The organism is Nonomuraea salmonea (assembly GCF_042428605.1).
Classification (GTDB): domain Bacteria; phylum Actinomycetota; class Actinomycetes; order Streptosporangiales; family Streptosporangiaceae; genus Nonomuraea; species Nonomuraea salmonea.
Genome location: NZ_JBHMCF010000038.1, coordinates 1 through 13,044 on the forward strand (window position 1 = coordinate 1; position 13,044 = coordinate 13,044).

Genomic DNA, 13,044 nt, shown 5'->3' on the forward strand with positions numbered 1-13,044 from the left:
GGGCATCAGGACCGGCACGCCCGGCAGCCCACCACAGCCCGTGACGGCGAGGCCCGCGCGGCGCCGGCCGTCGAAACTGACCGCCGTCCCGGCACGGTCACATGAACCTCAAGGAATCGGCCACGCCGATCACACTGCCGAATTGTTCTTATCGGGATCAAGGCGACGGCGCTGCGCGCCGCCGCACGGGACTTCGTACCTCAGCCCCGGTCCACCGGGCATTCCAGCATCGACGAGGGCCCTTGGACGGCCGCCTCGCCGAGACCGGCCTGGCAATCAGACCCACCTGAGCAACCCGGCCACATCACGAGTTAAACCTCAGTAATGCAGGGCGGTCGCGAGCGCCTCGGCCAGGGTCACGGGCGGGCGGCCGATCAGGCGGCGCAGGTCGCCAGAGTCGGTGTACATCTCGCCGCGGTTCATACCGCGGTCAGCGTCAGCGAGGACCTCCGCCAGCTCGGCGGGTAGGCCCGCGGCGTCCAGTACCTGGGCGAAGTCGGCCACCGGGAGGTCAGCGTAGGTGACCTGCTTTCCGGCCGCAGCGGAGATCGCGGCGGCGAGCTCAGTCAGGGTGAAGGATTCGTCGCCGCCGAGCTCGTACACGGCGCCGGTGTGGCCTTCAGCGGTGAGGACGACCGCTGCGGCCTCGGCGTAGTCGGCGCGGGACGCGGCGCTGATCCGCCCCTCGCCTGCGGCGCCGACGACCGCGCCGTTCTGCAGGATCTGCGGCAGTTGGCTGGTGTAGTTCTCCAAGTACCAGCCGTTGCGCAGCAGCACGCTGGGGATTCCGCGGTCCCGCAGATACGCCTCGGTCTCCCTGTGCGTGGCACCGATGATGGTGGTGGCCGTGTCTGCGTGCGTCGTGCTCGTGTACGCCACCAGCGACACGCCTGCGGATGCCGCGGCGTCGATCACGCGGCGGTGGTTGGCGACCCGCTCGCCCACGGGGACCGAGGCCGAGATCAGCAGCAGCCTGTCCGCCCCCGCGAATGCCTCGGCCAGGCCGTCCGTGTCCGCGAAGTCGGCGCGGCGTACCGTGATGCCTCGGTCGGCCAAATCCTTGATCCCGGCGATGTCCCGGCCGGTCGCGATGATGTCCGCGGCCGGGATCCCGCGCCGCAGCAGTGCCTCGACGGTGAGCCTGCCCAGCTGGCCGGTGGCTCCAGTGACGACGATCGGCATGATGGTCATTCCTTCCTTCCGCGCGTGCCTCGCACGCCTGCCGCGGTCCGTCCGCCGCGGGATGGAACACAGAATGACCTGGATACTCTCTATTGGGGAGTAGCCACTTCTTGGTAGGGTACTTACCGCAGCGAAAGCATCGAGGTGAGCCGTATGGCTGCTGTCGAGAATGTGACCGGGCCCATGCCGTCATTCGATCCGTACGAGCGCGGCTGCCCGTCGCGGGACCTGCTCGACCAGATCGGCAGCAAGTGGGCGGTCCTCGTGCTGGGCGAACTCGGCCGGAACGGGACCTCCCGGTTCGGTCATCTCCGGCAGGCGCTGGCGGGCGTGAGCGAGAAGATGCTCACCCAGACGCTGCGCACCCTCGAACGCGACGGGCTGGTCAGCCGGACCGTCTACCCAGAGGTGCCGCCGCACGTGGAGTATGAGCTGACCGCGCTCGGCCAGACGCTACGGGGACCGCTGAAGGCGCTCACGGAGTGGTCCGTGCTGCACATCGAAGAAGTCATCACCGCCCGCGAAGAGTACGACAACCGCGCTGAGCGCACCAGGTAATCAGCGGCGGCCGGCGGTCTGGTCATGGACGGCCGCCTCGCCGAGACCGGCCCGACAATCAGACCCACCTAAGCCACCCGGCGACATCACGAGTTCAACCTCAGATACGCACCATCTGAAACTACGGCCGCCTCCACGTTCAGCGTGATTTCACTCTCACGCAGCAGTTCAACCAGCGACCTGCGTCCAACTGTCCAACATCATGATCGTCCGCTGGTTTGGACCGCGTCTGCCGAGTACTCCGAAGTGGTGCGGGTTCCGGGTTCGAGCCCCGGGCGCCCTACCTCTCCACACTCATCCGAACTGCGCTCTCGGGGGCCTTCGGCGAGACGCAGGCACGCCGTTGGTTGCTCTTCGGTACGAGCCGGGAGACCTGACGGGCATCCCGGTCCGGGGTTCGCCTGCCGGTCGGCTCGGAAGGGTTTCAGCGGTCGTCGTCGGCAAAGCCTGTGCGGTAGGCGAAGACCACGGCTTGGACGCGGTCGCGTAGGTCCAGTTTGGTGAGGATGCGGGAGACGTAGGTTCGGACGGTCTCGAAGCTGATGACCAGTTCCGCGGCTATCTCGGCGTTGGAGAGGCCGCGGGCGATCAGCCGCAGTACCTCGCGTTCGCGGGGAGCCAGGACGGCCAGCGGGTCCTCGTCGGGGGTGGGGGCGGCCGGACGGAGGCGGTCGGCGAAGCGACCTATCAGGGTACGGGTCACGGTGGGGGACAGCAGGGACTCTCCGCGGGCGACGGTGCGGACGCCGTTCACCAGCTCCAGTAGAGGGGCGTCCTTCAGCAGGAAGCCGCTGGCTCCGGCGCGCAGGGCTTCGTAGACGTACTTGTCCACGTTGAACGTGGTCACCACGAGTACCTTCGGCGGCGCCACGACACCGGGGCCGGCGATGCGCCTCGTCACCTCGATGCCGTCCATCAGCGGCATGTGGATGTCCATGATCACCACGTCGGGCTTCAGGCTGGTGACCGTCTCGACCGCGGCAGGGCCGTCGGCGGCGACGCCGGCCACCGCCATGTCCGGCTGCGCGTCGAACGCCGTCGCGTAGCCGGTACGGACGACCTCCTGGTCCTCGCAGATCACGACACGGATGGTCATTCGGCACCGCCCACGGGGATCGACGCGGAGACTCGGAAACCGCCGTCCGGCTGCTCGCCTACGGCCAGCGAGCCGCCCAGCACGCCGATCCGCTCGCGCAGTCCGGCCAGGCCGCGCCCGCCGGAGAGGCTGCTTCTCGCGCCGACGGGGACCGCGGCGGCGGCGTTCGTCACCTCGACCTCCACCCGGTCGTCCCGGTATCCGATGCGAACGGTGGTGGGTCGGCCTTCGGCGTACTTGACGGCGTTCGTCAGGCCCTCCTGCACCACCCGGTACACGGCCAGCCTCACGCCGGCCGGAAGCGACGGCTGGTCGCCGTCCTCCACCAGCTCGATCGGCTGGCCGCCGCTGCGGGTCTGTTCGACCAGGTCTCGCACGCTGCCCACGACGGGTGTGGCCGGCTCTCCGGTCGCCTCCAGCACGTCCAGCAGAGCCCGCAGTTCGGCCAGGGCTCGGCGGCCGGCGCCGCCGATCGTGGACAGTGCCGTGACCACCCGCTCCGGCGAGGTGGCCACGAACTGCGTGGCGTCGGCCTGCACGACGATGCCGGTGACGTGGTGGGTCACCACGTCGTGCAGCTCCCGCGCGATGCGCGCCCGCTCGGCGGCGGCCGCGGCCTCGGCGGCGAGCCTGCGTCGCTCGGCCTCCTGGAGCCGCTGCCCGCGTACGTAGGCGCCGACCAGCCAGCACGCGGCGAAGAGCAGGTAGAAGATCAGGAAGTCGCTCTGCAAAGGCGGTGAGCCGAGCAGAACGATGGCCACGCACAGGGCGACGTACGCGGCCGATGCCACGGCGGCGACGACGCGCCGGAATCGCTCCTGGTGCGCGCCCACCGAGTACAGCGCGATGTACACCGTCACGGTGCCGAACTGCATCGGGTAGCCGAGCGTCTCGTGGAGCACGAAGGCCGTGCCGCTGATCGCCAGACACGCGGCAGGCCATCGGGTCCGCACGGCCAGAGGCAGCGTCTGGGCCAGGATCAGGACGATCTGGAACGCGTCGGCCGGACGTCCTGACCGGTCGCCGAACTCGACGCTCATGATCGACAGCGCCGGCACGAACGCCAGCCCGGTGCACACGACGGCCAGCCACCGGTCCCACACCGTGGCGTCGTAGAGGCGCCGCAGCTTCCGCAACCTCCGCGACCGGTCGCTGGCACAGGTCCCCGACATAGGTCAGAGCCTAGCGATCCCTGATCCCGCTATTGCCGCGCTTGTCCCTCATGTGAGCTACACGCAATGTCCGCAACGCAGTGATTCGGGACAGGGCCGTCCACTTCTACCTTTCTCATCAGCGGCCGGCAACCACGGTCAACCGCGAAGTCAGATCGCGGCACATCGGTCATTCGGAGGACAGCACCATGGGAAACACCATCCGCGTACGCGTCGCCGCCGTCGGCGCCCTGACCGCGGTCGCGGCAACGGGGGCGGTGATCGGCGGCCAACCGGCCGACGCCAGGGCCGTGGCGGCCGCCGGTCACGTCCAGACTTCGATCAAATGGGGTAAGTGCCCGGAACCCGCGCCGGGCGCCAGGCGAGACCCCAGGCAGACCTGCGGCACGGTCAAGGTGCCTCTGGACTACCGCCGCCCCGGCGGGGAGACCATCACCGTCGCGGTCTCCAGGATCGCCACCGCCAAGCCCGGCAAGAAGCGCGGCAACCTGCTGTTCAACCCGGGTGGTCCGGGACTGCAGGGCCTCGACATGCCCGGCCAGATGGCACGCACGCTCCCGAAGAAGGTGCGGGACTCCTACGATCTGATCGGGTTCGACGCGCGCGGCGTCGGCCACAGCACCCCGATGAGCTGCGGTCTGTCCGGCAGCAGCCTGCTCACCATCTTCCCCTACCCCGGCGCCGGCGGCTCGATCGAGGGCAACGTCACCACCGCGCGCGCCGTCGCCCGGCAGTGCGCCACGATCGGTGCCAAGCTTCGCTTCTTCAACAGCGCGAACACAGCGCGCGACATGGATCGCATCCGCCAGGCGCTCGGGGCGCGGAAGACCTCCTACTGGGGTCAGTCCTTCGGCACCTACCTCGGCGCGGTCTACGCCTCACTGTTCCCCCGCAACACCGACCGGATGGTGCTGGAGGGCAACGTCGACCCGGCCAAGGTGTGGGCGAAGATGCTGAACACCTGGAACCAGGGCATGAACGACCGGTTCCCTGACGCCGCCCGCGTGGCCGCGGCGAACGACGCCGACCTCGGGCTGGGCGCCACCGCCGACGAGGTCACCGACACCTTCCTCGCGCTGGCCGACCGTCTCGACCGCGAGCCGGCCACGATGCCAGGCGCCTCGGTGGCCATCAGCGGTGCGCTGCTACGCGGCGTCACGTACCAGATGTTGCAGCACAACGAGACGCTCCCCCCGCTCACCCGGTTCTGGAAGGCGGCGGCCGACCTGTCCGCCGGCAAGGCCCCGGCGGACGCGGACGTCGCCGTGCTCCGGCAGGTTCTCGCCGACACCCCGGCAACGAAGGGCGTGCCGGCGGACAACCAGGCCACCATGGTCCTGGCCATGCTCTGCGGGGACACCACCTGGTCGCGCAAGGTGGACTCCTACGCCGACGCCACCGCGGCCGCCCGCGCGAAGTACCCGCTGAGCGCGGGCATGCCCAACAACATCCTGCCGTGCGCGTTCTGGTCGCAGAAGCCGATCGAGCCGGTGGTCAAGATCACCTCGCGCGGTGCGCGTAACATCCTGATCCTGCAGAACCGCCGCGACAACGCCACACCGTGGGCCGCGGGCCGGGGAATGCGCAGGGCCCTGGGTGACCGCGCCGGCTTCCTCGGCGTCGAGCACGGCGGCCACTTCGTCTACGGCACCGGATCGACCTGCGCCGACAAGGCCACCGTCGCGTTCCTGATCAAGGGAACCCTGCCGGCCAAGGACGCCTCCTGCGACGGCCCCCGGCGCTGACCGTCGTGCCGACGACACGCCCACTGTTGATCTCGAGGTGATTCTGATGCGCATCGGATTGTTCGTAGATGAGAAGGGGCCGTCCCTCGACGTGATCGTCGATCAGTCTCGCGCCGCGGCCACGGCGGGCTTCGCCGGAGTGTGGCTGGGCCAGCGCGACGGCAGGGACGCGCTGACCACGCTGGCGGTGGCGGGGCGCCAGGTGTCCGGCATCGAGTTCGGTACGGCGGTGGTGCCGAGCTACCCCCGGCATCCGCTGACCCTGGCGGCGCAGGCGCTGACGGTCCAGGAGGCGGTCGGCGGCCGGCTCAGCCTGGGGCTTGGTGTCAGCCACCGGCACATCATCGAAGAGCAGTACGGCCTTTCCTTCGACCGCCCTGTCCGTCACCTCCGCGAGTACCTGTCCGCGCTGGTTCCACTGCTGAAGGGCGAGACGGTGACGTACAAGGGCGAGACGCTCCAGGCCGCGGGCGCGGTCGACATCGCGGCAGCGGCGCCGCCGTCCGTGCTCGTCGGCGCACTCGGCCCGGCGATGTTGCGGGTGGCCGGAGAACTGGCCGATGGAACCATCACGACGTGGGCCAATGCGGCGGCTCTCGCCGACCACATCGTTCCTGCGATCACCCGTGCGGCGGGTCGGCGTACGCCCCGTGTGGTCGTTTCCACGGTCGTCTGCGTCACCTCGCACGAGGACGATCGCCGGCAGTGGGTCGCCGAGAATTTCGGGATGGTCGGGCAGCTGCCCAGCTACCGCGCCGTGCTCGACCGAGGTCGCGCCGCAGGCCCTCAGGACACGGTCGTCATCGGTGATGAGATCGTCGTCGAGCGGCAGATCGACCGGCTGTTCGATGCCGGTGCCACGGAACTCGTGGTGATGCTTCTCGGATCAGCGGATGAACAGGCCCGGAGCACCGCACTCCTGGCCGACCTCGCGGGGTAGGACCGGCCGGACCAGAACGGCGCAGGTCCGAGCGAGAGCACGGCACACCCGTGCTGGACGCGGGTGAAACTCATGCCGACCTGACCGCCGAGTACGGTGCCGGGCGCTCCACCGGCTCCGATCCCTCATCTTTCAGCCGCGGAACACACCGCGGAAACTCACGCGAAAGGATCACGATCGTGGCGTCTCCGGAGCACCCGGAAGATACCCTCCCGCAAGCCGCCTCCACCACGGGCCGCGGCCGATGGCGCAGGTTCCGGTTCCCCGTCCTGCTGATCGCGTTGTTCGGTGTGATGGTGGTGGCGGGCGGGATCACCCAACTCGTCCTGCCCGTACCGGTCCTCGCCCTGCCGGTGGGGGTCGGCCTGGCCATCGCCGCTCTGACCTGCTATCGCTGGTTGTGCCGGGTCGTCGAGCTCCGCCCGGACATCCCCGAACTCGGCAGGACGGGACGATGGTCCCAGCTGCGGCGCGGGACGCTGATCGGGCTCGGCATGTTCGCCGGGTTGATGGCGGTGATCGCGGTGTTCGGTGGCTGGCAGGAGGTGTCCTGGGGTTCCGTCGGCGGATTCCTCGGCGCCGCGGGCCTGATGGCGAGCGTCGCCGTCACCGAAGAACTGCTGTTCCGCGGGGTGCTGTTCCGCATCATGGAGGAACGTACCGGAACGGTGATCGCCCTGGTCGTATCCGGGCTGCTGTTCGGTGCGATGCACCTGATCAACGCCAACGCCACCCTTTGGGGCGCGTTCGCGATCGCCTTGACGGCCGGAGTCATGCTGGCCGCCGCCTACATCGCGACCCGCTCGCTGTGGCTGCCCATCGGCCTGCACTTCGCCTGGAACTTCACCCAGGCCGGGATCTTCGGTGTCACGGTCTCCGGATCGGCCGTACAGTCCGAGGGCCTGCTGAACGTCACGCTGTCCGGCCCGTCCGCACTGACCGGCGGCGCCTTCGGCCCCGAGGCCAGCCTTTTCGCACTGCTGATCTGCATGGTGCCCACGATCCTCCTGCTGCGGCGGGCCGCCCGCACCGGCCGGATCCGGCCCCGCCCGCACCGCGCCAAGCTCTCCACCTGATGGAGGGAGGCCGGCTTGCCGGGCTGCTCACCGGGATCGAGGCGCCAGGCCGCACAGATACGTGGACTCCTCCAGCAACTGTGGCGTCAGTTCGACTCCGGTGAGGTGCTCGGCCAGGGCGAACGCCGCCTGGTCGTGGGTGCCGCGATCGATGTCGTCGCCGAGGCCGAAGCCGACTCGTCGCATCATCTCCACGAGTTCGTCCGGGGCGCTGCCGTGGCGGAAGGACGGGAAGAGCGGGTCGAAGGAGAGGCGGATCTCCCCGTCCTCCACCCAGCGGAAGTGGCCCACCGCGTTGACGTTACGGGAATGGGAAACGAGTCGCGTACCGGCCGACAACGGCACGATGGCCTTCCTGTTCACGCCGAGATGCCCGTTCACCTCGACCATGAGCACCCAGCCGCCGATGGAGGCGGCTCCGAAGAGGTGGCCATCCCAGGTGCCGAGTGGGCCGGGACCGGAGTAGGAGGCATCGATCAGCTGATCGAGCGTCTTACGAGACACCGCTTCGACGTTGGCGCCGAGGCGAGTCATCAGTGCCTCGGGGGTCAGGTCACGGACGAGAGTGAAGCAGTAGGAGTCCGCCAGGTCGGGGAACCGATCGTCGTTGAACCATGAGTAGTCCACTGCATTCGGGGCCATCTCGGCATCCTCGCAGCAGTGAACCGTGCAGTCCCCTACCGGCCGCCGGTGAAGGAGGCGGCGGGGACGAACAGCTCGTGCCCGGTGCCGAAGCGGATCCGTACGCCTTCCGGAGTCCACTGTGTGGACTGCACCGGCTTGTCGGCGATGCCCGGGAGGTCGAGGTCGACGAAGTGGCCGTAGTGCAGCGACGGATCGCGTCCCGCGTACAGGCGATAGGAGTCCTCCAGCAGCGAGTGATCGCGGATGAGCGCGATCACGTGCGAGGAGTCGTCGTCGTACGCGACCGTGCCCGGCTGCTTGTCGGTGTAGAGGGTCTGCTGGGCGGGCCAGCGCATGGCGATCATCGCCCCTGCGCACAACACGACGCCCAGGATCAGGCCGATCATCAGGGGGCCGAGCCGTCCCGGCCGACGCGTGGTGCCGGTTGGCGCGGGGGTGTGGATCGTCATGCTCACCTCTCTTTGGAGACGTGACGACCCTTCCAGGCCCGCCTTTCACTCTCCTTTCTCGCCGCTTGAAGGACGCCCCGGGCAGGACAGTGTGCTCACAGAAGCCCTCTCCTGTGGAGATTTCCCATGAGGTCGCGGATCCCGAAGCTCCACGGCGCACAGTCCTCGGCGTGCTGGACGCGGTTGACCAGGGTGCCGAGTGCGGGAGAGCTGATCCGCACCACGTCGCCGGTCTTGTGGGTGAACCCCTCGCCCGGGTGGTCGCGGTCCTGGATGGGGGCGAACATCGTGCCGAGCATGAGGACCGCGCCGTCGGGATAGTGATGGTGCGGGCCGATCAGCTGCCGTACCAGCGCCTCCGGATCGCGGGAGATCCGCGACATCTCCGAGACCGCCTCAAGGCGGAAGCCGTCCTCGCCTTCGAGGTCCAGCCGCACCGCGAGGCCGCGTACGTGGTCCAGGTCGAACCGCTCGTCGAAGAGCCGGACGAGGGGGCCGAGCGCGCAGGACGCGTTGTTGTCCTTCGCCATCGGCAGCAGGAGCGCGGATCGGCCTTCGACGTCCCGGAGGTTGACGTCGTTGCCGAGCGTCGCCCCCACGATCCGGCCACTCGACTGGACGACGAGGGACACCTCGGGCTCAGGGTTGTTCCATGTCGAGGCGGCGAGCACCCCGACGGGCGTCGCGGTGCCCATGGCGGACAGGATCTGGCCCTTGGTGAAGATCTCGGCGTCAGGGCCGATCCCGACCTCCAGGTACTGGCTCCACATGCCTTCGGCGACCAGCAGGGCCTTCAGCCGTGCCGCCTCCTCGGAACCTGGCGTGAGGTCGTGCAGGTCGACGCCGGCGAGCATCCGGCGGCGGATGTCCGCCGCGCGCGCCATGTCGCCGCCGGCCCGTTCTTCGATGACGCGCTCGATCATCGAGACGGCGAAGGTCACTCCGGCGGCCTTGAGCGCCTGGAGGTCGACCGGTGCGAGCAGCCAGGGCCGGGTACGGTCGCGGGCAGGGGACCCGGTGTTGGCGAGCACGTCCGCGAAGGCGCCGACGTGCCGGCCGTTCAGCCCGGAGACCACGGCAGCGGGTTCCGGCAGCTCGCAGATGTCGCGGATCGTCGGGAACTCCGCGCTGACGTCGATGACCTCTCCGTCGCGGACCACCACGGGTGAGGGCCCTTCGGCGAGGGGATCCCAGATCCGCCCGATCAGGACGGCGTCCGCGGCATCGTCCGGCAGCGCGTCCGCGGCCGTCCCGAACCAGGCGCGCTCATCGGACGATGACAGGCTCATTCGCCGTCTCCCAGGTTGAAGAAGGACCGCTCGTCGGGGGGCCGGATGTCGAAGACGGCGTCCTGGAACAAGCGCATGGGGTGGGGGGTGAAGGGATGCCGCGCGATCGCCTCGAGGTCGAGCTCGATGCCGAGACCGGGCCCGGTCGGGACGAGGATGTCGCCCTCCTCCGTCAGCACGAGCCTCTCGTTGGTGACCTCCGGGCGCCATGGGACGTCGGTGGCCATGATCTCCAGGTAGCGGAAGTTGGGCAGGGCGGCCCCGAGCTGCAGCGACGCCGCCGTGCTCAGCGGTCCGCTGGGATTGTGCGGCGCGAACCCGACGTAGCTGGTCGCGGCGAGCGTCGAGATGAAGGCCAGCTCGGCGATGCCGCCGGCGTGCGTCACGTCAGGCTGGACGTAGTCGACCGCCTGGCGGGCGAGCGCCGGCGCGAAACCCTGCCGTCCGAACCATCGCTCCCCCGCGGCGATGGGCACCGGCGATGCCCGGCGGATGTCGACGAGGGCGTCGAGGTTGTCCGGAGGGCAGGGCTCCTCGAAGAACACCGGGTCGAACTGCGCGATCTCCCGCGCGATCTTGATGGCGTGCGTGACGTCGAACCGGCCGTGGCCCTCGATGAACAGCTCGACGTCGGGCCCGACGGCGGAGCGGACGGCGTCGATCTGCGCGAGCGCGCGGTCCAGCTGGCGATGGGTGATCGTGAGGTCGAAGTTCTCGAAGGGGTCCCACTTGAGACCGCGAAAGCCGCTGTCGACGGTCCTCCTCGCGGCGGCCGCGTACTCCTCGGGCGTGGCGGCTCCGGAGAACCAGCCGTTGGCGTACGCGCGCACCCGGTCGCGGGTGGCGCCGCCGAGCAGGCGGAAGACAGGGACGCCGAGCTCCCGTGCCGAGATGTCCCACAGCGCCATCTCGAACGAGCTCAGCGCGGTCATGACGACGGGGCCGCCTCGCCAGTACCAGTCCCTGGCCAGCTCGTACAGGATGCCGGAGATGCGGGTGGGGTCCAGCCCGATCACGGCCTCGGCCAGTTCGGTGACGGCGCCCTGGACGGCGCGTTCCTTGCCCTCCAGGGTCGCCTCGCCCAGTCCGACGATTCCTTCGTCCGTCGAGACGCGGACGATCACGAGATTGGTGCGGTAGAAGTCGACGACGAGAGTGTCGACTGAGGTGATCTTCACGTGCGGCTCAGCCCTTCACGGCCCCGGCGGTCATGCCGGCGACCACATACTTCTGGACGAACAGGTAGAAGACGACGGCCGGCGCCGTGAACAGGAACGAGACCGCCATGACCGTCTGGATGGGCGTGCCGAGCTCACCGATGAAGTTGGCGATGCCGACCGATGCCGGCTGCGTCTCGGGAGTGAAGATGAACGTCACGGCGAAGACGTACTCGTTCCAGGCGTGGAAGAACGCGATGACCGCGCTGGCGGCGAGTGAGGGGGCGATCAGCGGCACGTTGATGCGGGTGAGCACGGTGAGCGGTCGTGCTCCGTCGACCCGCGCGGACTCCTCGATCTCACGGGGCAGGCCGTCGAAGGCGCCCTTGAGGATGAGGGCGACGATCGGCAGGACGAAGGCGGAGTTGACCAGGATGAGCCCGCCGAGGGAGTCGAGGAGGTCGAATCGCCGGAAGAGCGCGAACAGCGGCACGACCATGAGCGCCTCGGGAAGCATCTGCGTGAACAGCAGCACGACGGTCATGAGGACCTTGCCCCGGAACGAGAATCGCGACAGGGCGTAGCCGAGCGGGATGCCGAGACCGATCGAGAGGATCGTCGTGCCAGCGGCGATCACCAGACTGTTGCGCAGCCAGGTCGCCGCCTTGCCTTCGGCCAGCGCGTCGATGAAGACGCCGAACTGGGAGAAGTCGGGGACGAGCCGGGCCTCGGCGGCGAAGAGCTCCGAGTCGCCGGACAGCGCGGTGACGAACATCCAGTACAGCGGGAAGACGGCGATCCCGAGCACGACGAGAACACCGACGATCCGCAGGGTCAGACCGATGCGGGGCAGCCTCATCAGCCGGCCTCCCTTTCAGCGGCGCGGGCGACGAACCGGCTGCCGGCGATGACGATGAGCGAGATGATCACACCGACCATGCCGACCGCCGCCGCCGAGCCGAGCTGCTTGGAGTCGAAGGCCTGCGAGTAGAGGTCGATGACCAGCGTCTGGGTCGCGCCGACCGGTCCGCCCTTCGTCATGAGCCAGATGAGCTCGAACCGCCGCAGCGACCAGATGGTCATGAGGACGGCGAGCAGGCCGACGGTCGGCTTGATGGACTGCCAGGTGACGGCGCGGAAGGTCGCCCATCGTCCCGCGCCGTCCATCATCGCGGCCTCGGTGAGGTGCGACGGGACAGCCTGCAGCGCGGACAGCAGGACCACCGAGGTGAACGGGAACAGCTGCCAGATGGTCGTGACGAGGATGGCGGGGAGCGCGTATCGCGGGCTGTCGAGGATCGCGCCGCCGGGGACGCCGAGGCCGACCGCGTCAAGGAAGCGGTTCACGATGCCGTAGTCCGGGTTGAGCATCCAGATCGCGATGAGCGCGACCGCGATGCCGGGCGCCGCCCACGGAATGGTCACCAGTGCCCGCGCCAGCCCCCGGCCGCTGAAGCCCTTGTTGAGCAGCAGGGCGACTGCCAGCCCGGTGCCCACGGCGGCGACGACGCACACGACGACGTAGATGAGGGTGATGAGGAGGGTACGGCGGAACTCCGCATCACCGAAGATGCGGGTGTAGTTGTCGAACCCCACCCAGGTGCTGTGTGTGGGGTTCAGCAACGAGGTTCGCGTGAAGCTCAGAAAGACTTCCTGCGCCAGCGGAACGACCTGGAAGACCAGGATGAAGAGGGCTGCGGGGGCCAGGAAGAAATAGGGCGTCCACTTGCTCCCC

Annotated in this window: 13 protein-coding genes; 4 read left to right on the forward strand and 9 right to left on the reverse strand. The window is 69.1% G+C overall.

The genetic code is table 11. From position 1 onward, the window contains the following. Positions 1-318: 318 nt before the first annotated feature. Entirely contained in the window at positions 319-1,182 is an 864-nt protein-coding gene (locus tag ACFFR3_RS32310) for an SDR family oxidoreductase (protein ID WP_379484371.1), read from the reverse strand. 183 nt (positions 1,183-1,365) lie between these two features. Here ACFFR3_RS32310 and ACFFR3_RS32315 point away from each other — a divergent pair, with 183 nt between their 5' ends. Continuing rightward, positions 1,366-1,740 carry a winged helix-turn-helix transcriptional regulator gene (locus ACFFR3_RS32315; RefSeq protein ID WP_345391608.1) on the forward strand — a complete coding sequence of 125 codons (375 nt, stop codon included), beginning with the start codon at positions 1,366-1,368 and terminating at the stop codon, positions 1,738-1,740. Between the two features lie 424 nt (positions 1,741-2,164). On the opposite strand, the gene ACFFR3_RS32320 is transcribed toward ACFFR3_RS32315, so the two are convergent. Both ACFFR3_RS32320 and ACFFR3_RS32325 read right to left on the reverse strand, forming a co-directional pair. Next, complete coding sequence (locus tag ACFFR3_RS32320) at positions 2,165-2,836, reverse strand: response regulator (protein ID WP_364367037.1); 672 nt, start codon at positions 2,834-2,836, stop codon at positions 2,165-2,167. Further along, complete coding sequence (locus ACFFR3_RS32325) at positions 2,833-4,008, reverse strand: sensor histidine kinase (protein WP_364367040.1); 1,176 nt, start codon at positions 4,006-4,008, stop codon at positions 2,833-2,835. Before ACFFR3_RS32325 ends, ACFFR3_RS32320 begins: the two co-directional genes overlap by 4 nt. A 188-nt stretch (positions 4,009-4,196) precedes the next feature. On the opposite strand from ACFFR3_RS32325, the gene ACFFR3_RS32330 reads away from it, so the two are divergent. The 3 genes from ACFFR3_RS32330 (at position 4,197) to ACFFR3_RS32340 (ending at position 7,769) form a co-directional block, all read left to right on the forward strand. Continuing rightward, a complete protein-coding gene (locus ACFFR3_RS32330; protein WP_379484372.1) occupies positions 4,197-5,753 on the forward strand; it encodes an alpha/beta hydrolase in 1,557 nt (518 codons plus the stop codon). Between the two features lie 46 nt (positions 5,754-5,799). Next, positions 5,800-6,693: a TIGR03564 family F420-dependent LLM class oxidoreductase gene (locus ACFFR3_RS32335; protein WP_345391620.1), complete on the forward strand. Its 894-nt coding sequence runs from the start codon at positions 5,800-5,802 to the stop codon at positions 6,691-6,693. A 179-nt stretch (positions 6,694-6,872) separates the two neighbouring features. Further along, positions 6,873-7,769 (forward strand): CPBP family intramembrane glutamic endopeptidase, encoded by an 897-nt coding sequence (locus ACFFR3_RS32340; protein WP_379484373.1) that lies wholly within the window; start codon positions 6,873-6,875, stop codon positions 7,767-7,769. A gap of 27 nt (positions 7,770-7,796) precedes the next feature. On the opposite strand, the gene ACFFR3_RS32345 is transcribed toward ACFFR3_RS32340, so the two are convergent. The 6 genes from ACFFR3_RS32345 to ACFFR3_RS32370 form a co-directional block, all read right to left on the reverse strand. After that, positions 7,797-8,411, reverse strand: coding sequence for a DUF6461 domain-containing protein (locus ACFFR3_RS32345; protein WP_345391626.1), 615 nt, complete (start codon positions 8,409-8,411; stop codon positions 7,797-7,799). 35 nt (positions 8,412-8,446) lie between these two features. Continuing rightward, positions 8,447-8,863 carry a hypothetical protein gene (locus ACFFR3_RS32350; protein ID WP_379484374.1) on the reverse strand — a complete coding sequence of 139 codons (417 nt, stop codon included), beginning with the start codon at positions 8,861-8,863 and terminating at the stop codon, positions 8,447-8,449. A gap of 95 nt (positions 8,864-8,958) precedes the next feature. After that, positions 8,959-10,152, reverse strand: coding sequence for a fumarylacetoacetate hydrolase family protein (locus tag ACFFR3_RS32355; protein ID WP_345391630.1), 1,194 nt, complete (start codon positions 10,150-10,152; stop codon positions 8,959-8,961). After that, positions 10,149-11,330: a mandelate racemase/muconate lactonizing enzyme family protein gene (locus ACFFR3_RS32360; protein ID WP_379484375.1), complete on the reverse strand. Its 1,182-nt coding sequence runs from the start codon at positions 11,328-11,330 to the stop codon at positions 10,149-10,151. The genes ACFFR3_RS32355 and ACFFR3_RS32360 overlap by 4 nt, the downstream gene beginning before the upstream one ends. Before the next feature lie 7 nt (positions 11,331-11,337). Continuing rightward, the gene (locus ACFFR3_RS32365) at positions 11,338-12,168 is read right to left on the reverse strand and encodes a carbohydrate ABC transporter permease (RefSeq protein WP_345391634.1); all 831 of its coding nucleotides are present in this window, start codon (positions 12,166-12,168) and stop codon (positions 11,338-11,340) included. After that, positions 12,168-12,932 carry a carbohydrate ABC transporter permease gene (locus ACFFR3_RS32370; protein ID WP_364367065.1) on the reverse strand — a complete coding sequence of 255 codons (765 nt, stop codon included), beginning with the start codon at positions 12,930-12,932 and terminating at the stop codon, positions 12,168-12,170. The genes ACFFR3_RS32365 and ACFFR3_RS32370 overlap by 1 nt, the downstream gene beginning before the upstream one ends. Positions 12,933-13,044: the final 112 nt, after the last annotated feature.